The sequence below is a fragment of the Limnobacter sp. MED105 genome (genome assembly GCF_000170915.1).
GTDB lineage: Bacteria > Pseudomonadota > Gammaproteobacteria > Burkholderiales > Burkholderiaceae_B > Limnobacter.
In genome coordinates this window covers 101450-119100 of sequence record NZ_ABCT01000001.1, presented here as the reverse complement: position 1 = coordinate 119100, position 17651 = coordinate 101450, and the positions used below count along the sequence as shown (strand labels likewise).

The window sequence follows — 17651 nt, the reverse complement described above, 5'->3', positions numbered from 1 at the left end:
TCTAACCTGTAGAGGAGTCAAAGCGGATTACACACCCTCAGTCGCCAGCGCACTGCCCATTTGTTCAATGCACCGCAGAATATGATCTTCCAGAATTTTGCAGCTGATATGCCGCCAGTCCAGTCGATTGACGAATACCAGGCAATCATTTTTCGGATCGATTGCAAACCAAGAGGGGATGGGTGTTGAAGCGCCCATTTCACGATTGGCCTGCAGCACTTTCTTGGCAGCAGCGAGGTTATCGAGGCGAAAGCGTTTTAATTCAATGTGAATATCAACCCAGGTAATGCCTTCCATTTCCCCAGGCTGAAGCAGTACTGCCTGATCATTGAAGAAAAACACACGCCCTGAGGGAGTCATGTTACTGGGGCGATTCTGTTGGAGGTCTTTCAACAGCGCATCGAATTGTTGGTACATAAATGGCTCCTTGATTGCCACTTATGTTGCGAATCCATGCGGGTAGGTTCCACAGACTTTCACAATGGGTCTGCCCAAGAAAAAAGCCACGGTTTTCACCGTGGCTTCTCACTGGTTTTTCAACCCTGTATTACTTAACGTACTTTTCTCAAGCGCTTGATGGCTTGCAACTGCGCAATCGCGGAAGCCAATTCAGCCTGTGCTTGAGCATAGTCAATGTCCGCACTGCGATTGGCCAATGCTTCTTCGGCCAAACGCTTGGCTTCCGTTGCTTTGGCTTCATCCAGGTCGCTGCCACGAAGGGCCGTGTCTGCAAGAACGGTCACCGAGTTGGGTTGTACTTCCAACACGCCACCGTTTACAAACACCACTTCTTCTTCAGCCTGACCTGCAATCTTGATGCGAACTGTACCGGGCTTGATGCGTGTAATCAGCGGGGTGTGGCGTGGGTAAATACCCAGCTCACCCTGCTCTCCGGGCAAAGCAACAAACTCTGCTTCACCTTCGAAGATTGATTCTTCTGCACTCACCACGTCCACGCGGATTGTCGACATACTCATTTCCTTTGTGATGGGCACCGGCTTGGGTTTTCACCTTTGCCGGTACACGACACACCAATCGGATTACTGAATTTTCTTGGCTTTTTCGAAGGCTTCATCGATGGTACCTACCATGTAGAAAGCCTGCTCAGGCAAGTGGTCACACTCACCGTTCACAATCATCTTGAAGCCGCGAATGGTTTCCTTCAGTGACACGTATTTGCCGGGCGAACCGGTGAACACTTCAGCCACTGTGAAAGGCTGTGACAGGAAACGCTGGATTTTACGCGCACGGGCCACGGCCAACTTGTCTTCTGGAGACAATTCGTCCATACCCAAAATCGCGATAATGTCGCGCAGTTCCTTGTAACGCTGCAGTGTTTGCTGCACGCCACGGGCCACGTTGTAATGCTCTTCACCGATGATGTTGGGGTCAACCTGGCGTGATGTGGAATCCAGTGGATCCACCGCAGGGTAAATACCCAAGGAAGCGATGTCACGAGACAACACAACTGTCGCATCCAAGTGAGCAAACGTTGTCGCAGGTGACGGGTCGGTCAAGTCATCCGCAGGAACGTAAACCGCTTGCACGGAAGTAATGGAGCCCTTCTTGGTCGAAGTAATACGCTCTTGCAAGCGACCCATTTCTTCGGCCAGTGTTGGCTGGTAACCCACCGCAGAAGGCATACGACCCAGCAACGCAGACACTTCAGTACCGGCCAATGTAAAGCGGTAAATATTGTCTACGAACAGCAGAACGTCACGGCCTTCGTCACGGAAGTATTCAGCCATGGTCAAGCCAGTCAACGCAACGCGCAGACGGTTGCCGGGAGGCTCGTTCATCTGGCCATACACCAGTGCCACTTTGTCCAACACGTTGGAATCTTTCATCTCGTGGTAGAAGTCGTTACCCTCACGAGTACGCTCACCCACACCGGCAAACACGGAGTAACCACCGTGTTGCTTGGCGATGTTGTTGATCAATTCCATCATGTTCACGGTCTTGCCCACACCCGCACCACCGAACAAGCCTACCTTACCGCCTTTGGCGAACGGGCAGATCAAGTCGATCACCTTGATGCCTGTTTCGAGCAGTTCTGTCGAGGGTGACAGTTCGTCGAAAGCAGGGGCGTTCTGGTGAATGGCACGTGTTGCGTCGGTGGTTACGGGACCTGCTTCATCGATTGGGCGACCCAATACATCCATGATGCGGCCCAGTGTGCCTTGGCCCACGGGAACTGAAATTGGCTTGCCTGTGTTGTGCACAGCCATGCCACGGCGCAAGCCGTCTGATGCACCCAAACAGATGGTACGAACTACACCGTCACCCAGCTGCTGCTGAACTTCCAGTGTCAGTTCGGAACCTTCCATGGTTAGCGCGTCGTACACTTTCGGCATGTTGTTGCGTGAAAACTCAACGTCAATAACCGCGCCGATACACTGTACGATTTTTCCTTCGTTTGTCGCAGTACTCATCGTTATTTCCTTAATTCAAAATCGTTCCGAACATCCGCTTACACAGCCGCTGCGCCGCCGACGATCTCTGCCAGTTCTTTCGTAATGGCAGCCTGACGGGCTTTGTTGTAGGTAAGTTGCAGTTCACTGATCACATTCTTGGCGTTGTCTGACGCTGCCTTCATCGCAACCATACGTGCTGATTGTTCTGAAGCCATGTTCTCTGCCACTGCCTGGTACACCAATGCTTCGATGTAACGCAGTAACAAATCGTCAATCACGGCCTTCGCATCCGGCTCATAGATGTAGTCCCACGACGTGGAACCCTCATCGGCTTGCAGCCTTTCGCCACCCAGGGGCAGCAATTGCTCGAACACGGCTTCTTGCTTCATGGTGTTCACAAACTTGGTGTAGGCCAGATAAACGGCATCCACTTCGCCTGCAACGTACGCATCAAGTTGAACCTTGATCGCGCCAATCAGTGCTTCCAGGTGGGGCTTGTCGCCAAGACCCGTCACTTTGGAAGTCACGTCAACACCAATGCGGTTAAAGAAGCCAGCGCCCTTTGTACCGATTGCGGTTGCTCGTACCTTTGCGCCCTTGGCACCAAACTCCTGAAACTTGCTGGTGACCAGACGCAGAATGTTGGTGTTCAAGCCACCACACAGACCTTTGTCCGTTGTCACAACAATCGCAGCCACGTTTTTGATTTCGTCGCGCGCCACCATGTATTCATGGCGGTATTCAGGGTTTGCCTTGGCCAGGTTGGCGCAAATATTCCGAACTTTGTCCGCATAGGGACGAGCCGAACGCATACGGTCCTGGGCTTTGCGCATTTTGGACGCAGCCACCATTTCCATCGCCTTCGTGATCTTTCGCGTGTTTTGCACGCTCTTGATCTTGGTCCGGATTTCCTTCATTCCTGACATCGTATTTCCTCCAATGACTGGGAAGGTGCAAGACCTTCCGAGTTATGCGGTGGGTACAATCAGATCGCTCTGATTAATACGCGCCAGTTTTCTTGAATGATTTCACGGCCTCGTGCAGCTTAGGCTCATCGTCTTTCGACAATTCGTAAGTCTGCTCGATACGATCGATCAGGTCCTTGTGGCTTGTCTGCATGAATTGACGCAGGGAAACCTCAAAAGGAAGAACGTTCGATACCTCGACATCATCCAAATAACCATTGTTGATTGCAAACAGGGCCAGTGCCATTTCCCATGTTTTCAATGGGGCGTACTGGGGCTGCTTCAGCAATTCAACCACACGGCGACCACGTTCCAGCTGGCGGCGGGTTGCTTCATCCAGATCAGAAGCAAACTGCGCAAACGCAGCCAATTCACGGTACTGCGCCAAGTCGGTACGAATACCGCCTGACAGCTTCTTGACCACCTTCGTTTGCGCTGCACCACCCACGCGAGACACGGAAATACCCGCGTTAATCGCTGGACGAATACCGGCGTTGAACAAGTCGGTTTCCAAGAAGATTTGACCGTCAGTAATCGAAATTACGTTGGTTGGAACGAACGCTGTTACGTCACCCGCCTGGGTTTCAATGATTGGCAGCGCGGTCAAAGAACCTGTTTTGCCTTTCACTTCACCCTTGGTGAATTTTTCAACGTATTCGGCGTTCACGCGTGATGCGCGCTCCAGCAAACGGCTGTGTAGATAGAACACGTCACCTGGGTAAGCTTCGCGACCGGGTGGACGACGCAGCAACAGGGAAATTTGACGGTAGGCTACAGCTTGCTTGGACAGATCGTCGTACACAATCAGGGCGTCTTCACCGCGATCGCGGAAATATTCGCCCATGGTGCAACCAGAGTAAGGAGCCAAATATTGCATGGCTGCTGATTCTGAAGCGGAAGCCACCACAACAATGGTGTATTCCAGTGCGCCGTGCTCTTCCAGTTTGCGCAACACGTTTACGATGGAAGAGGCTTTTTGGCCCACAGCCACGTACACGCAAGTTACGCCAGTGCCTTTCTGGTTAATGATCGCGTCGATCGCAACAGCTGTTTTACCAGTCTGGCGGTCACCAATGATCAATTCACGCTGGCCACGGCCAACAGGAACCATGGCGTCAATCGCCTTTACACCGGTTTGCAGTGGCTGGTCTACTGATTTACGCTCAATCACACCAGGTGCCACTTTTTCGATCACGTCGGTCATCTTGGCGTTCACTGGGCCCTTGCCGTCGATAGGCACACCCAATGCGTTTACCACGCGACCACGCAACTCGGGACCCACTGGCACTTCCAGAATACGGCCGGTACACTTGACCATGTCGCCTTCAGAAATGTGCTCGTAAGAACCCAAAATAACGACACCCACGGAATCACGTTCCAGGTTGAGCGCCAAGCCAAAGGTGTTGCCTGGGAATTCCAGCATTTCACCTTGCATTACATCTGACAAACCATGAACGCGGCAAATACCGTCGCTCACGGACACTACAGTACCTTGTGTCCGGATGTCGGCCGATGATCCGAGGCCTTCGATCCGGCTCTTGATCAGTTCACTGATCTCAGAGGGATTAATCTGCATATTGATTGCTCCAATTACGTTTGAGGGCCAAGTTAGGCTGTTAAAGCCGCCTTCATCGCGTTGAGTTTGCCGCGCACCGAACTATCCAAAATTTGATCGCCCACAGTGACGCAAACGCCACCAATCAGCGATTCATCCACTTGAACAGTGACGTTCAATTTGGAACCAAATTTCTTTTCCAATGCACCACGTACGTTTTGAACTTCAGCATCAGTCATGGGGAATGCAGAGGCGATGATCGCATCTGCAGAACCTTCATGGCTGTTCTTCAATTCTTCGAACTGTCGAGCGATTTCTGGCAAGGCCAGCAAACGGCCATTTTCCACAAGCGCACCCAAGAAATTCATTGCTTGCGCTTCCGCCGGTGTCTTGGTCAGTTCAACAAACACTTTCAACACCTGCTCGTCAGTCAACTTTGGGTTGCTGACCAGCAATTTGATGTCTTCGTTGCTTGCGACTGCCGACCACGACTGTAGCCAATCACTCCACTGATTCAGGTTCGATGTTTTGGCAACATCAAACGCTGCTTCAGCGTAAGGACGGGCGATGGTGGATAGTTCGACCATGTTGTGTTTCCTTAGCTCGTTAGGCTTACAGTTCCGCTTTCAGTTGATTGAGCAAATCTGCGTGGGCCTGGGCGTTCACTTCCTTCTTCAGGATTTGTTCTGCGCCTTTCACCACGAGTGTTGCCAACTGATCGCGCAACTGGTCACGGGCACGTTGTGCTTCGTTCGCAGCTTCCGCTTCAGCCTGCGCAAGAATTCGCTTGCGCTCAACTTCGGCTTGTTGTTTTGCCTCTTCAATAATCTGCTGGGCACGCTTTTCAGCTTCAGCCAGACGCTGCTGATTTTCAGAACGGCTTGCAGCCAATTCCTGTTCAGCTTTACGACCAGCATCTGCCAAAGCCTGCTTACCACGTTCTGCAGCGGCCAGGCCGTCTGCGATTTTCTTTGCACGCTCATCGATGCTCTTGATCAGCGGGGGCCAAACGAATTTCATCGTAAAGACCGCCAAGATGAAGAAAACGACGAGCTGAGCAAACAGCGTTGCGTTTAAGTTCACGGCATGTTTCCTCTAAAACGCACGAATTGGACTTAAAACATTCGTGCGGTGTTGTTCGAAGGAAGTGGCTGTAAATTAACCAACAAATGGGTTAGCAAACGCGAACATCATCGCGATACCAACACCGATCAGGAACGCAGCGTCGATCAGACCGGCCAAAACGAACATCTTTGTTTGCAGTTCGTTCATCAGTTCTGGCTGGCGAGCAGAAGCTTCCAGGTACTTACCACCCATGATCGCGATACCGATACAGGCACCGATAGCACCCAAACCAATGATAATGCCGCAAGCAAGAGCTACGAAAGCAACGTTAGTCATGACAACTCCTTAAATTGAAAAAATGAAAAATTAAAAAAACCAAAAAAACTAAAAATCGATCAGTGGCCCTGATGCGCCTGGCCAATGTAGATCAAGGTCAACATCATGAAAATGAAGCCCTGAAGCAACACGATCAGAATGTGGAAAATCGCCCAGATTGTTCCGGCCAATACATGGCCCAAGAAGGCAAATGCTCCACCCAAGGACAACGCAGCAGCGCCACCCAGCAAAGCGATCAGCATGAACACCAATTCGCCTGCGTACATGTTGCCGAACAGTCGCATGCCCAGGGACACGGTCTTCGCGGCAAATTCAATGAGGTTCAATACAAAGTTGGGGATCCAAAGCAGTGGGTTGGAACCGAACGGTGCACAGAACAGTTCATGAACGAAGCCACCTGCACCCTTGATTTTTACAGAGTAGTACAGCATGAGTACCAGCACACCCAAGGACATGCCCAGTGCACCGTTCAGGTCAGCAGTGGCCACTACGCGCATGTAGGGGTCGCCGGGGCTGGCAGCAAAACCCAGCGCATACAGCAACTCGCCCCACGCCATGGGGATGAGATCCACAGGCACCAAGTCAAAGGCATTCATGACCACAATCCAGAGGAACACGGTCAATGCCAGGGGAGCGATGAAACTGCGATCGCCATGAACGATGGCTTTGGATTGGTTCTCGACCATTTCCACCATCATTTCTACAAAGCCCTGAAAACGGCCTGGCACGCCAGAAGTGGCTTTGGAAGCCGCTTTGCGCAACATGAAGATTACGATTAGACCAGACAGGATGGAGAAAAACATCGTGTCCAGGTTGATCACTGAGAAATCGACGATAAATTTTTGCTTATCGGTAGCGAAATGCTGCAAGTGATGGACGATGTACTCTGAGGGGGTTAGCCCATTCGGTGAAGATGCCATACTTATCTCAAGAAAAATGCCAAAAAATAGCTTTTGAGGGTGACGACCGCTGTGAGGATCAAGGACCACCAAACAATGTTCGGATCAACTTGACTCGCTACAAACATGATTGCGATTGTTGCGCCAACCTTCAGGAATTCTCCGGCCAAAAACACAAAGGTTCCGCCCATGGGGGTTTTACTACCCAAGGCCAACCGTGCGGCGAACAAAGTGCTCGGCAACGCGACAGCAACGAAACCCCAAGCGGCAGACTGCGCGTGAATTGGGGACACCAACAACATGAGGAGGCAAACTGCCACCCCGACGACCCATTGGAGTCCAACTATTTTCCACATATTTGCTGCGCTGCCACATTTAACCTTGGTTGAGTACCTATGTCGGGTACGTATTTTCCGCAAGGCTCACGTGTTTTTGACAAACCGCCAGATTATAGGGGTTTGTACGGCCCCTAGTCAAACGAAAACGGCTTATTTTTCACACCGATTTGGTGCAAAACTCAAAGCTCTTCTTTGGGAAAGCCGATGCGCTCCAGCACACCGTCCAGCTCGTCCAAATTATTGAATTTAATAGTAACACTGCCCTTGCCATTTGCATTGGCTTTTAACTGAACAGCGCTGGCCAGCCAGTCTGCCAATCCTTCTTCAAGCCGGCGTACATCGGCCGTTTGTTTGGGCTTGGCTGATTGACGATCTGCATCGCTGGACCAGTCATTGACCAGCTTTTCAGTTTCACGCACAGAAAGGCGCTTGTTCACCACCTCGTTGGCGCAGGCAATTTGCTCGGCTGCAGTCAAGGCCAGTAACGCGCGGGCATGACCCATTTCAATGTCGCCAGCCAGCAACATGGTTTGAACAGGCTCAGCCAGGTTGAGCAAGCGCAGCATATTGCTTGTTGCACTGCGGGATCGACCAATGGCACGAGCGGCGTCTTCATGGGTCAAATTGAATTCACGAATAAGGCGCTGAACGCCCAGGGCTTCTTCAAGCGGGTTCAGGTCTTCACGCTGAATGTTTTCAATCAGCGCCATGGCCAGCGCTGATTCGTCGGGCACAGCACGCACCAACACAGGTACTTCTTCCAAACCCGCCAGTTTGGAAGCGCGGAAGCGACGCTCGCCCGCAATAATTTCGTATTTTCCAGAGCCGATCGGGCGAACCAGAATGGGCTGCATGATGCCCTGACTTTTGATGGACTCAGCCAGCTCCATGAGTGACGACTCATCCATGCGGGATCGTGGCTGGTATTTACCGGCCTGCAGCTTGCCCAGGGGCAGCGTCATGACCTGCTCACCCATGTCTTTGTTGACATCGTCACCAGAAGGGCCTAAAAGCGCTTCCAGGCCACGGCCCAGGCCTTTCGTGCGTTTGATTGCGTTCATATCTTCTTGTCGTTGATTAAGTTATGCAGCAATGGGAAGACCCAGCCGGTCGACCATTTCATTGGCGAAGTCCAAATAGGCCTTGGCACCCTTGCTGGATTTGTCGAACAACACACCGGGGACCCCATAACTGGGCGCTTCGGCCAGGCGAACATTGCGGGGGATGATGGTTTTGAACACCTTGTTGCCGAAATGCTTTTCCAGCTGAGCGGAAACCTGCTGAGCCAGTGTCATTCGTGGGTCGTACATCACCCGCAACAAGCCAATGATGGTCAAGTTGGGGTTCAAGTTTTTACAGACCTGCTTGATGGTGTTGACCAGATCGCTCAAACCTTCCAGTGCGTAGTATTCGCACTGCATGGGAATGACCACGCCATTGGCACAACACAGGGCGTTCAGGGTCAGCAAAGACAGCGCGGGCGGACAGTCGATCAAGATGAAATCGTATTGATCGTCTACCTCGGAAATGGCTTCACGCAGCTTGATTTCACGGTCTTCAAACTCGACCATTTCGACTTCTGCGCCTGCAAGTTCACGGTTGGCTGCCAGAACATCAAACTCGCCTTCTGCACGAACAGTGGCCTCGGCCACACCCACCATGCCGACCAAAACCTGGTACACCGTGTGTTTGACGCTGCGCTTGTCGATACCACAGCCCATGGTGGCGTTGCCCTGAGGATCCAGATCGACCAGCAGCACGCGTTGTTTGGCCATGGCTAAACCTGCTGCCAGATTCACCGCTGTGGTGGTTTTTCCCACGCCACCTTTCTGGTTGGCAATGCAGAAAACTTTCGCCATCTTCTTGTCCTGTGAATGAATGCTTTGATTTTAGCGTTTAATCATGAACAAGTGCCTTGCCTCGTCCAAGAATGGCACTTCAATTGGATGAAGCGCATCAATTCTCCAACCGGCAGGAACTTCGCTGTCCACCTCAACCCTGCCCTTCAGAGCCGCGAACTGGCCATGCTCAGCCAATACATGCTGGCTCAGCGCAATGAAATTCTCGATGCTGGAAAAGGCACGGGAGCAAATCAGATCAAACGGGACATCGGCCTGAAACTCTTCGACCCGCCCGTGCACTGCCTGCGCATTCTTCAAACCCAGGGTGGCAATGGCTTGCTGCATGAAAGCGGCTTTTTTCTGAACCGTGTCGATCAGCGTGATCTGCCAGTTAGGCTGCGCAATCGCCAATACCAAACCGGGTAAACCTGCGCCTGCACCCACATCCAGAATTCTTGGGCTGCTAGTGGCCTGCAAGGCAAATGCAATTTCGGGCAGTACCGCCAGGGAATCCAGCAAATGGTGTGTGATCAGCTCGCGATTGTTGCGAATGGCAGTAAGGTTGTACACCCGGTTCCATTTCTGAATCAGCTGGCCATATTTAAAAAGCTGTGCATGCTGTTCGGAATTCAAACCCAAACGCAGATTTGCGATTCCCTTTTCCAGCAGATCCTGGTCTGAAGACCCAAGGGTTTCAGACTTTGGTTTTCGGTGCAGTGAATTCAAGCAACCTGCTCCGTGGTTCCGTCAGCCGACTTGTTTGCACTGGCGCTTCGATTCAACAAATCACGTTTCTTCAAATGCACCAGCAAGAGTGAGATCGCCGCTGGGGTGACACCTTGAATACGGCCAGCCTGGCCGATCGTTTCCGGCTTGTGGGTGTTCAACTTTTGCTGCACTTCTTTGCTCAGGCCATTGACGCCGGAGTAATCGAAATCAGCAGGCAGGCGGATTGATTCATTGCCCGCGCCTCGCTCTACTTCGGCCTGCTGCCGAAGTACGTATCCCGCATACTTCACTTCAATTTCCAACTGGGAAATCAAATCCGTTTGCTCCAGGGGATTAGACAAAGCCAGGTCGCCGTTCTCTTTACTGAGGGTACTTAGATCTTGATAGCTGACATCCGGGCGTTTGAGCAAATCGTACAGGTTGTACTCCCGATCAATCCCTTTGTGCAATACCCGCTCGGCTTCGGCTTGGGCCACAATTTTCGGATTGATCCACGTGGAACGTAAGCGTTGTTTCTCTAATTCCACCGCTTCGCGCTTTTCAGAAAAGGCTTTCCAGCGAATATCGTCGACCAAGCCCAGTTTTCGACCAATCGGCGTCAAACGTTGATCTGCGTTGTCTTCACGCAGGCTTAAACGGTACTCAGCACGGCTGGTGAACATGCGGTAAGGCTCTGCCACACCCTTGCTGGTCAAATCGTCTACGAGCACGCCCAGATAGGCCTCGTCGCGACGGGGAGTCCACTGGTCTTTGCCTTGCACCAGAAGCGCAGCATTGACACCCGCCAGCAAACCTTGAGCAGCCGCCTCTTCGTAACCTGTGGTGCCATTGATTTGACCCGCGAAGAACAAACCCTCAATGGCCTTGGTTTCAAGCGTGGTTTTCAGCGCGCGCGGATCGAAGTAATCGTACTCAATCGCGTAACCGGGCCGCATGATATATGCATTCTCCAAACCCTTGATGGAGTGCAGTAAGTTCAGCTGCACGTCGAATGGCAAGGAAGTAGACACACCGTTTGGATAATACTCATTGGTCGTCAAGCCTTCTGGCTCAAGGAAAATTTGGTGTGATTCCTTGTCAGCAAAGCGATGGATTTTGTCTTCAATCGACGGGCAGTAACGTGGCCCCACACCTTCGATCACGCCTGTGTACATCGGGCTGCGGTCCAGGCCACCGCGAATGATGTCATGGGTGTTCTGGTTGGTGTGCGTGATCCAGCAAGGCAACTGCCGCGGATGCATGGCTGTGTTGCCCAAATAAGAAAATACGGGTACCGGATCCAGATCACCGGGCTGTTCCTGCATCACTGAAAAGTCGATGCTGCGGCCATCGATACGTGGCGGCGTACCTGTTTTTAACCGGCCCTGCGGCAACTTCATTTCCTGCAGGCGCATGCCCAAACCAATTGAAGGAGGATCCCCTGCCCGACCCGCGGAGTAGTTTTGCAAACCCACATGGATTTTGCCATTCAAGAAAGTGCCTGCGGTTAACACCACGGCTTTGGCCTTGAACTTCAAACCCACTTGCGTAACGGCGCCACACACACGATCGCCATCTAACAACAGATCTTCTACAGACTGTTGAAAAATGCTCAAGTTGTGCTGATTTTCCAGACGTGTGCGAATGGCTTGGCGATACAACACACGGTCTGCTTGCGCGCGAGTTGCCCGAACAGCTGGACCTTTGGAGCCATTTAAAATACGGAACTGAATGCCGGCCTCATCAGTGGCAATGGCCATTGCACCACCCAATGCATCCACTTCTTTAACCAGGTGACCTTTACCAATACCACCAATCGACGGATTGCATGACATTTGCCCAAGTGTTTCGATGTTGTGGGTCAGCAGCAGGGTTTTGCTTCCGGCGCGCGCAGCAGCAAGCGCAGCTTCGGTACCTGCATGGCCACCACCCACAACAATCACATCAAACTCTTCGGGATAAAACATTCTTCACTCCTGGCACTTGGTGCCGGAATCCAGCGTGGGATTCAAAATTCAAATGCCGAAAGCAAACGCGTTCGATTCGGCGACAATGGCGCAATTATATGCCTCGGCATGATTTTGCCCAAGCGAACATGTTTCACGTGGAACAGAAAACAGACAACCAAGAGGCGACGCATCCCGTTGCCCAGTATGCTCAGGCGCATACCCTCTTTCGCCAGAAAACCTGACAACCCCCTTGTTGTTGATTAACCGCCCTAAGCGCGCTGGCATCGATGCATGCAGTAGCGACTATAACTGCGGCAACCGCGTTGGCGTTAGCACGGGTGAGGCTTGGGTGCTGTGTCGCCTTGCCGGCTTTGCAAGGCTTCCCGGCGGCTTCGAAGCGCGGGGCGGTTCCTTGGGGAACCGATGCGAAGACGCTTAAGCGTTTCGCATGCCCCAAGCCAGAAGCATCAAGCCGGATCAGAAGACTTGCTTAGGCAAGGCGGCCAGCGCCCTAGCCTCGCCAACGCCAACGCCAACGCCAACGCCAACGCCAACGCCAAAAAGCCGACCAAGCCTGTCATGTTCCACGTGGAACAATCACGCCATCCATGCTTTCACATACGGCCAGTAACTGTCGTAACTGGTACGCAGTATCAGCAAAAACACGACCGCCAAAAGAATTTTACGCACAAAACCTGCACCCTTACGAATGGCCAAACTTGCTCCAACTCTTGCGCCGGCCAGATTAAACACCGCCATGAGCAAACCAAGCGACACAATGACGTGCCCTGCAGGTGCAAACCACGCCAGCGAAGCCAGATTACAGGCAATGTTCACCATCTTTGCGCCCGCGGTAGCCGCCAGAAAATCAAAACCAAAGAAAACAACAAAAGCCACCATCAGAAACGAACCAGTACCGGGCCCGAAGAATCCATCATAAAAACCAATCGCCAAACCCACACAGGCACCAAAGAATCGTTCGCGATTCTTATCCAACTTGGGCGCGTGCACACTGCCAAGGTCTTTACGTAGAAACGTATAAATAGCCACTGCAATCAGGAGCAACGGCAGCATCAAACGCAATACTTCAGTGGAAATTTGGGTGACGATGTAGGCACCGCAATAGGCGCCAATCAAAGCCATGACCGTGGCAGGCAACACTGCATTCCAGGGCACTTGAATGGCCTTGGCATACTTGTAAGCGGCAAATGTAGTGCCCACCACACTAGAAATCTTATTGGTACCCAGCAAGGTGGCATGCCCCTGACCTGGCATCAAACCAAACAAGGCGGGGATTTGAATTAACCCACCTCCGCCAACCATCGCGTCGATCAAACCTGCACCAAATGCTGCCACACACAAGGCCACCAGTACCCACAGCTCAATGTTTTCAAACATGAAGAATATCCGCAGAAAAGAAAACGGGCGCCTTGTGGGCGCCCGCCATAGGACTAATTCCGGAGTATCAGAATAAAGTCAAAACATTCAAGCCAGATCAGGCCGCCAAGCGACTGGCGATTTGCGCTTTGGTCTCTTCGAGCTGTGCTGGCAAATTGTGCTTCAATTTCTCAAACAACTCGGCATGCAGGTCGAGTTCTTCAAGCCATGCTGCCTTGTCGATTGCCGTGATGGAATCAAACTGCTCTTTGCTGAACTCCAAACCATCCCAAGAAATATCGTCGTAGCTGGGTGAAGTGCCAAATACGTGATCCACGCCTTTGCCCTTGCCTTCCACGCGTTCCAAGGCCCACGCCAGAACACGCATGTTTTCGCCGAAACCTGGCCAGATAAACTTGCCTTCTGCATCAGTGCGGAACCAGTTTACGCAGAAAATACTGGGCAACTTGGCACCAGACGACTCAAGCTTCTTGCCCAAATCGAGCCAGTGCTGGAAGTAGTCAGACATGTTGTAACCACAGAATGGCAACATGGCAAACGGGTCGCGACGAACCACGCCTTGCTGACCAAAAGCTGCAGCTGTGGTTTCTGAACCCATGGTTGCCGCCATGTAAACGCCTTCAACCCAGTTGCGAGCTTCAGTAACCAAAGGCACTGTAGTTGAACGGCGACCACCAAAAATGAATGCGTCGATTTCAACACCAGCTGGATTGTCCCAGTTGTTATCGATCACAGGGTTCTGCTCAGCAGCCACGGTGAAACGGGCATTCGGGTGCGAGGCCTTGCGACCACAATCAGGTGTCCAGTCCTGGCCGGTCCAGTCAACCAGGTGCGCAGGCGCTTCCTTGGTCAAACCTTCCCACCACACATCACCATCATCTGTCAGGGCTACGTTGGTGAAAATTACGTTGGCGTTCAAAGAAGCCATACAGTTTGAGTTGGTCTTGGTGTTGGTACCTGGGGCTACGCCGAAGTAACCCGCTTCAGGGTTAATCGCGCGCAACTTGCCGTTGGCGTCCGGCTTGATCCAGGCAATGTCGTCACCAATTGTTGTGACCTTCCAGCCCTGCATGGATGCGGGTGGAATCAACATGGCAAAATTGGTTTTACCGCAGGCAGACGGGAAAGCCGCAGCCACATGGTACTTCTTGCCTTCGGGGTTGGTAACACCCAAAATCAGCATGTGCTCGGCCAACCAGCCTTGATCGCGACCCATGGTCGACGCAATGCGCAAGGCCAGGCACTTTTTGCCCAACAATGCATTGCCGCCGTAGCCGGAGCCATAAGACCAGATTTCGCGGGTTTCTGGATAGTGAACAATGTACTTGGTGCTTGGGTTGCAAGGCCATGCAACGTCTTTCTGGCCAGCTTCCAAGGGTGCGCCCACGGTGTGTACGCAAGGCACGAACTCGCCGCTCTCGCCCAGCACGTCGTAAACGGCTTTGCCCATGCGCGTCATCATGCGCATGTTGACAACCACATAGGCTGAGTCGGACAACTCAACACCAATGTGTGCAATTGGGCTACCCAAAGGACCCATTGAAAATGGCACCACATAAAGGGTGCGACCGCGCATGGAACCTTTGAACAAACCGTTCAGGGTGGCGCGCATTTTGGCGGGGTCTTCCCAGTTGTTGGTGGGGCCCGCATCTTCTTTCTTTTCAGAGCAGATGTAAGTGCGGTCTTCCACGCGGGCCACGTCTGAGGGATCAGACCAAGCCAGGTAAGAATTGGGGCGCTTTTCAGGGTTGAGTTTGCGCAGTGTTCCTGCTTCAACCATTTCTGCGCAAAGGCGTTCGTACTCTTCTTGTGAACCGTCACACCACACAATGTTCTTGGGCTCGGTAAGGGCTGCAATTTCTTGCACCCAAGCCACAAGCTTCTTGTGCTTGACGTATGACGGCACGGTCTGGCTGACCATAGACAGCACTGCACTCATGCTAAAACCTCCAGATAGACAAATGTAATTCTTTTGTGCGGGGGCTTTGGCGCTGCTCTACAGTGTGACCGGAACATGACACCAAGCACACGGGCGATCAGTATGTCGCTTATCCGCAAACTTAGCCCTCGAGTTTAACATGTTGTAAGCAAACGGAAATAAGTTTTTCCTATAGGCATTATCACCTAATCGCATACGGTGTTTGCTTTCCGACACAGGCCATGTAAAGTGGCGAAACTGAACGAATACGGGAGCCTCATGAAGCTGATTGCAATTTGCACGGGACTGGTCGCCCCATTGGTCTATCGAACAGCATCCGGTGACATCAAAACCGAGGCAAGCGGGATCAAAAAACAGGCTGTAAGCACTGAACAAAACCCGATCCCCATCGAACTGAAAAAGCTGGGTCTGGAAGGCGATGAGCAATGCAATTTGTCGGTGCATGGTGGATTGGACAAGGCCGTGTACATGATGCCGGCTGAGCACTATGAATTCTGGAAAGCGCGCCGCCAGGAAAAGAACCTGGACACCGATCTACCGTGGGGATTCTTGGGTGAAAACCTGGTGGTAGAAGGTCTGGATGAAACCCAAGTACGGATAGGTGATGAGTTTGAGTTGGGCGCAGTACGGCTTCGGGTAACTGATCCGCGCGAACCATGCCACAAATTTGCCATTCGCATGGGTTACAGCGCAGCCCCAAAACAAATGATTCAGCAGGGCAACTGCGGCTGGTATTTGCGCGTTGTGCAAGCAGGGCAGTTGCATGCAGGCGTGGAGTTAAAACACTTTGCCAACCCGCAGGGCAAAACTGTGCTTGAGTCCTTTCGTTTTAAAACCCGCAAAGGACAAATGGACCTGCTTTAGTGGCGCCTAGGCGATTGGCTGCTTTTTCCAAACCCTGATTTGTGCCTTGGCTGAAGGCGACACCAAACGCCCCAATCGATCAATCCACACTGGGTTAGGGTCGTAACCATAGTGGGTCACAGCCAGCGCCAGTGCCTCTTCATCCCAGCCGTCATCGCAGTACAAATCGAACAAAGCTTCAGCCAGTACCGGGCTTCTTGGAAGGGCGCGCAGCCATTGCTCGGCCTGCACAATCGCATCGCGTGAACGGCCCGTTTCACGCAACATACGAACTGCCACTACAGCCTCAAAATCATCAACAGCCGACTTTCGCAGCAACTCAGCCAACAGGCGCTTTTCACCAAGATATTCAAGAAGTGCGCGAACACGCAACCTTCTCCACCGTTTGTCGAAAGAACGCCAACTCACATTGCTGGTGGGCTGCATTTCGTTCATTTCATTGATTTCAAGCTCAAGCAAACCCAGAACGGTGTGACGATCACACAAGGCAATCTGCTTCCACCACCAGGACGGATCGACCAAGCCAGCCTGATCCAGCATGGCCACCGGATACACCAAGTAAGCGCGCTCAATTGGGTTTTCAATCCGCGCCGAAACAATGCTCAGCCAATCGCGCGTGAATTCGCGCACAGCTTTGAGCAACAAGCCATGCTTGTCGTCAGCACCTTCACAAATGGCCAGCAATTTTTGTAGTCCGTGCGCGCCCAACTCCACCAACAAATTGGGGTCTTGCTGGCGCTGCAGTTCCGATTGCAACCATCCATCAAGTACTTGTGTGCGTATCGCGATTCGCTCGCACGATTGGGCTGAAGGGCAACGGGCCTGCCCAACATAGCGATTAATCAGTTGTTTGAGTTTGCGCAGTCTGGACTTTGACTCGGCCTCATCAGTGGCGTCAAGAAGCTCACAACTACTTTCCAAAAACTGGAACGCACGGTGAAGGTCGGGCAAATGCTGCGAGGCACGCCCGAACCACAGCATCCAGTCCCGCCCACTACGCGCGGCCAGTGGGGAGTTGTGCTGTTCTTTTAGCATTTCAGACCTCCCGATTGAAACTGGTGTCGAGTCACTCGGTGAACAAACTCAGTCAGCGAACTTTGTAATGCCCTGGCGCATAGGCTTTGGTGCGAACAAAGCCACGCAACTTCAGGTGTTTGGTTTTTCGGCCAGTGACACGTTCACGCCACATTTTGAAACTACTGGCTTTCATGCTGGCGCGCATCAGCTCAATGGTTTGAGATTCATTCAAACCAAACTGAAGTTCGATGGCTTCAAATGGCGTTCGATCTTCCCAGGCCATTTCTACGATGCGGGAAATATCTTCTTCGGACAACTTAAACTGCAAAGGCTTGGACATCTGATCTCACTGACCGCTAAACT

19 protein-coding genes are annotated in these 17651 nt (G+C 52.3%); 1 reads left to right on the top strand and 18 read right to left on the bottom strand.

Features of this window, described 5'->3' with window-relative positions; genetic code table 11:
- Positions 1–27: 27 nt before the first annotated feature.
- The 16 genes from LMED105_RS00555 to LMED105_RS00480 form a co-directional block, all read right to left on the bottom strand.
- The gene (locus LMED105_RS00555) at positions 28–417 is read right to left on the bottom strand and encodes a hypothetical protein (protein WP_008247112.1); all 390 of its coding nucleotides are present in this window, start codon (positions 415–417) and stop codon (positions 28–30) included.
- A gap of 134 nt (positions 418–551) precedes the next feature.
- Complete coding sequence (locus tag LMED105_RS00550) at positions 552–971, bottom strand: F0F1 ATP synthase subunit epsilon (protein ID WP_040512011.1); 420 nt, start codon at positions 969–971, stop codon at positions 552–554.
- A 69-nt stretch (positions 972–1040) separates the two neighbouring features.
- Positions 1041–2432 carry a F0F1 ATP synthase subunit beta gene (gene atpD / locus LMED105_RS00545; RefSeq protein WP_008247095.1) on the bottom strand — a complete coding sequence of 464 codons (1392 nt, stop codon included), beginning with the start codon at positions 2430–2432 and terminating at the stop codon, positions 1041–1043.
- Positions 2433–2470: 38 nt separating this feature from the next.
- Positions 2471–3340 (bottom strand): F0F1 ATP synthase subunit gamma, encoded by an 870-nt coding sequence (gene atpG, locus LMED105_RS00540; protein WP_008247094.1) that lies wholly within the window; start codon positions 3338–3340, stop codon positions 2471–2473.
- A 73-nt stretch (positions 3341–3413) separates the two neighbouring features.
- Entirely contained in the window at positions 3414–4955 is a 1542-nt protein-coding gene (atpA, locus tag LMED105_RS00535; RefSeq protein ID WP_008247088.1) for a F0F1 ATP synthase subunit alpha, read from the bottom strand.
- 32 nt (positions 4956–4987) lie between these two features.
- Positions 4988–5521 carry a F0F1 ATP synthase subunit delta gene (locus tag LMED105_RS00530; RefSeq protein ID WP_008247087.1) on the bottom strand — a complete coding sequence of 178 codons (534 nt, stop codon included), beginning with the start codon at positions 5519–5521 and terminating at the stop codon, positions 4988–4990.
- 25 nt (positions 5522–5546) lie between these two features.
- Entirely contained in the window at positions 5547–6017 is a 471-nt protein-coding gene (locus LMED105_RS00525) for a F0F1 ATP synthase subunit B (protein ID WP_040512009.1), read from the bottom strand.
- Positions 6018–6092: 75 nt separating this feature from the next.
- On the bottom strand, positions 6093–6335 hold the full coding sequence (gene atpE, locus LMED105_RS00520) for a F0F1 ATP synthase subunit C (RefSeq protein ID WP_008247085.1): 243 nt from the start codon (positions 6333–6335) through the stop codon (positions 6093–6095).
- 59 nt (positions 6336–6394) lie between these two features.
- The gene (gene atpB / locus LMED105_RS00515) at positions 6395–7255 is read right to left on the bottom strand and encodes a F0F1 ATP synthase subunit A (protein ID WP_040512007.1); all 861 of its coding nucleotides are present in this window, start codon (positions 7253–7255) and stop codon (positions 6395–6397) included.
- A gap of 2 nt (positions 7256–7257) precedes the next feature.
- Positions 7258–7590 (bottom strand): ATP synthase subunit I, encoded by a 333-nt coding sequence (locus tag LMED105_RS17115; protein ID WP_083797047.1) that lies wholly within the window; start codon positions 7588–7590, stop codon positions 7258–7260.
- Between the two features lie 161 nt (positions 7591–7751).
- A complete protein-coding gene (locus tag LMED105_RS00505; RefSeq protein WP_008247079.1) occupies positions 7752–8633 on the bottom strand; it encodes a ParB/RepB/Spo0J family partition protein in 882 nt (293 codons plus the stop codon).
- 21 nt (positions 8634–8654) lie between these two features.
- On the bottom strand, positions 8655–9431 hold the full coding sequence (locus LMED105_RS00500; RefSeq protein ID WP_008247077.1) for a ParA family protein: 777 nt from the start codon (positions 9429–9431) through the stop codon (positions 8655–8657).
- Between the two features lie 30 nt (positions 9432–9461).
- Positions 9462–10139 carry a 16S rRNA (guanine(527)-N(7))-methyltransferase RsmG gene (rsmG, locus tag LMED105_RS00495; protein WP_008247076.1) on the bottom strand — a complete coding sequence of 226 codons (678 nt, stop codon included), beginning with the start codon at positions 10137–10139 and terminating at the stop codon, positions 9462–9464.
- Positions 10136–12088 (bottom strand): tRNA uridine-5-carboxymethylaminomethyl(34) synthesis enzyme MnmG, encoded by a 1953-nt coding sequence (gene mnmG / locus LMED105_RS00490; RefSeq protein ID WP_008247070.1) that lies wholly within the window; start codon positions 12086–12088, stop codon positions 10136–10138. The genes rsmG and mnmG overlap by 4 nt, the downstream gene beginning before the upstream one ends.
- A gap of 579 nt (positions 12089–12667) precedes the next feature.
- Positions 12668–13468 (bottom strand): TSUP family transporter, encoded by an 801-nt coding sequence (locus tag LMED105_RS00485; protein ID WP_008247068.1) that lies wholly within the window; start codon positions 13466–13468, stop codon positions 12668–12670.
- Between the two features lie 97 nt (positions 13469–13565).
- Entirely contained in the window at positions 13566–15407 is a 1842-nt protein-coding gene (locus LMED105_RS00480) for a phosphoenolpyruvate carboxykinase (GTP) (protein ID WP_008247067.1), read from the bottom strand.
- A 258-nt stretch (positions 15408–15665) separates the two neighbouring features.
- Between LMED105_RS00480 and LMED105_RS00475 the strand changes: the two genes are divergently transcribed.
- Positions 15666–16271 carry an MOSC domain-containing protein gene (locus LMED105_RS00475; protein ID WP_040512006.1) on the top strand — a complete coding sequence of 202 codons (606 nt, stop codon included), beginning with the start codon at positions 15666–15668 and terminating at the stop codon, positions 16269–16271.
- 6 nt (positions 16272–16277) lie between these two features.
- On the opposite strand, the gene LMED105_RS00470 is transcribed toward LMED105_RS00475, so the two are convergent.
- Together LMED105_RS00470 and LMED105_RS00465 are read right to left on the bottom strand one after the other, a co-directional pair.
- The gene (locus LMED105_RS00470) at positions 16278–17306 is read right to left on the bottom strand and encodes a hypothetical protein (RefSeq protein WP_008247060.1); all 1029 of its coding nucleotides are present in this window, start codon (positions 17304–17306) and stop codon (positions 16278–16280) included.
- Positions 17307–17358: 52 nt separating this feature from the next.
- Positions 17359–17628: a TIGR03643 family protein gene (locus LMED105_RS00465; protein ID WP_008247059.1), complete on the bottom strand. Its 270-nt coding sequence runs from the start codon at positions 17626–17628 to the stop codon at positions 17359–17361.
- Positions 17629–17651: the final 23 nt, after the last annotated feature.

What these genes read in the sequence shown, in the direction of transcription:
- LMED105_RS00500 (WP_008247077.1), bottom strand. Translation starts at nt 9,431, where the DNA reads ATGGCGAAAGTTTTCTGCATTGCCAACCAGAAAGGTGGCGTGGGAAAA.
- atpD (WP_008247095.1), bottom strand. Translation starts at nt 2,432, where the DNA reads ATGAGTACTGCGACAAACGAAGGAAAAATCGTACAGTGTATCGGCGCG.
- LMED105_RS00475 (WP_040512006.1), top strand. Translation starts at nt 15,666, where the DNA reads ATGAAGCTGATTGCAATTTGCACGGGACTGGTCGCCCCATTGGTCTAT.
- LMED105_RS00485 (WP_008247068.1), bottom strand. Translation starts at nt 13,468, where the DNA reads ATGTTTGAAAACATTGAGCTGTGGGTACTGGTGGCCTTGTGTGTGGCA.
- mnmG (WP_008247070.1), bottom strand. Translation starts at nt 12,088, where the DNA reads ATGTTTTATCCCGAAGAGTTTGATGTGATTGTTGTGGGTGGTGGCCAT.
- atpA (WP_008247088.1), bottom strand. Translation starts at nt 4,955, where the DNA reads ATGCAGATTAATCCCTCTGAGATCAGTGAACTGATCAAGAGCCGGATC.
- LMED105_RS00505 (WP_008247079.1), bottom strand. Translation starts at nt 8,633, where the DNA reads ATGAACGCAATCAAACGCACGAAAGGCCTGGGCCGTGGCCTGGAAGCG.
- atpG (WP_008247094.1), bottom strand. Translation starts at nt 3,340, where the DNA reads ATGTCAGGAATGAAGGAAATCCGGACCAAGATCAAGAGCGTGCAAAAC.
- LMED105_RS00465 (WP_008247059.1), bottom strand. Translation starts at nt 17,628, where the DNA reads ATGTCCAAGCCTTTGCAGTTTAAGTTGTCCGAAGAAGATATTTCCCGC.
- LMED105_RS00470 (WP_008247060.1), bottom strand. Translation starts at nt 17,306, where the DNA reads ATGCTAAAAGAACAGCACAACTCCCCACTGGCCGCGCGTAGTGGGCGG.
- LMED105_RS17115 (WP_083797047.1), bottom strand. Translation starts at nt 7,590, where the DNA reads ATGTGGAAAATAGTTGGACTCCAATGGGTCGTCGGGGTGGCAGTTTGC.
- LMED105_RS00480 (WP_008247067.1), bottom strand. Translation starts at nt 15,407, where the DNA reads ATGAGTGCAGTGCTGTCTATGGTCAGCCAGACCGTGCCGTCATACGTC.
- atpE (WP_008247085.1), bottom strand. Translation starts at nt 6,335, where the DNA reads ATGACTAACGTTGCTTTCGTAGCTCTTGCTTGCGGCATTATCATTGGT.
- LMED105_RS00550 (WP_040512011.1), bottom strand. Translation starts at nt 971, where the DNA reads ATGTCGACAATCCGCGTGGACGTGGTGAGTGCAGAAGAATCAATCTTC.
- atpB (WP_040512007.1), bottom strand. Translation starts at nt 7,255, where the DNA reads ATGGCATCTTCACCGAATGGGCTAACCCCCTCAGAGTACATCGTCCAT.
- LMED105_RS00555 (WP_008247112.1), bottom strand. Translation starts at nt 417, where the DNA reads ATGTACCAACAATTCGATGCGCTGTTGAAAGACCTCCAACAGAATCGC.
- LMED105_RS00530 (WP_008247087.1), bottom strand. Translation starts at nt 5,521, where the DNA reads ATGGTCGAACTATCCACCATCGCCCGTCCTTACGCTGAAGCAGCGTTT.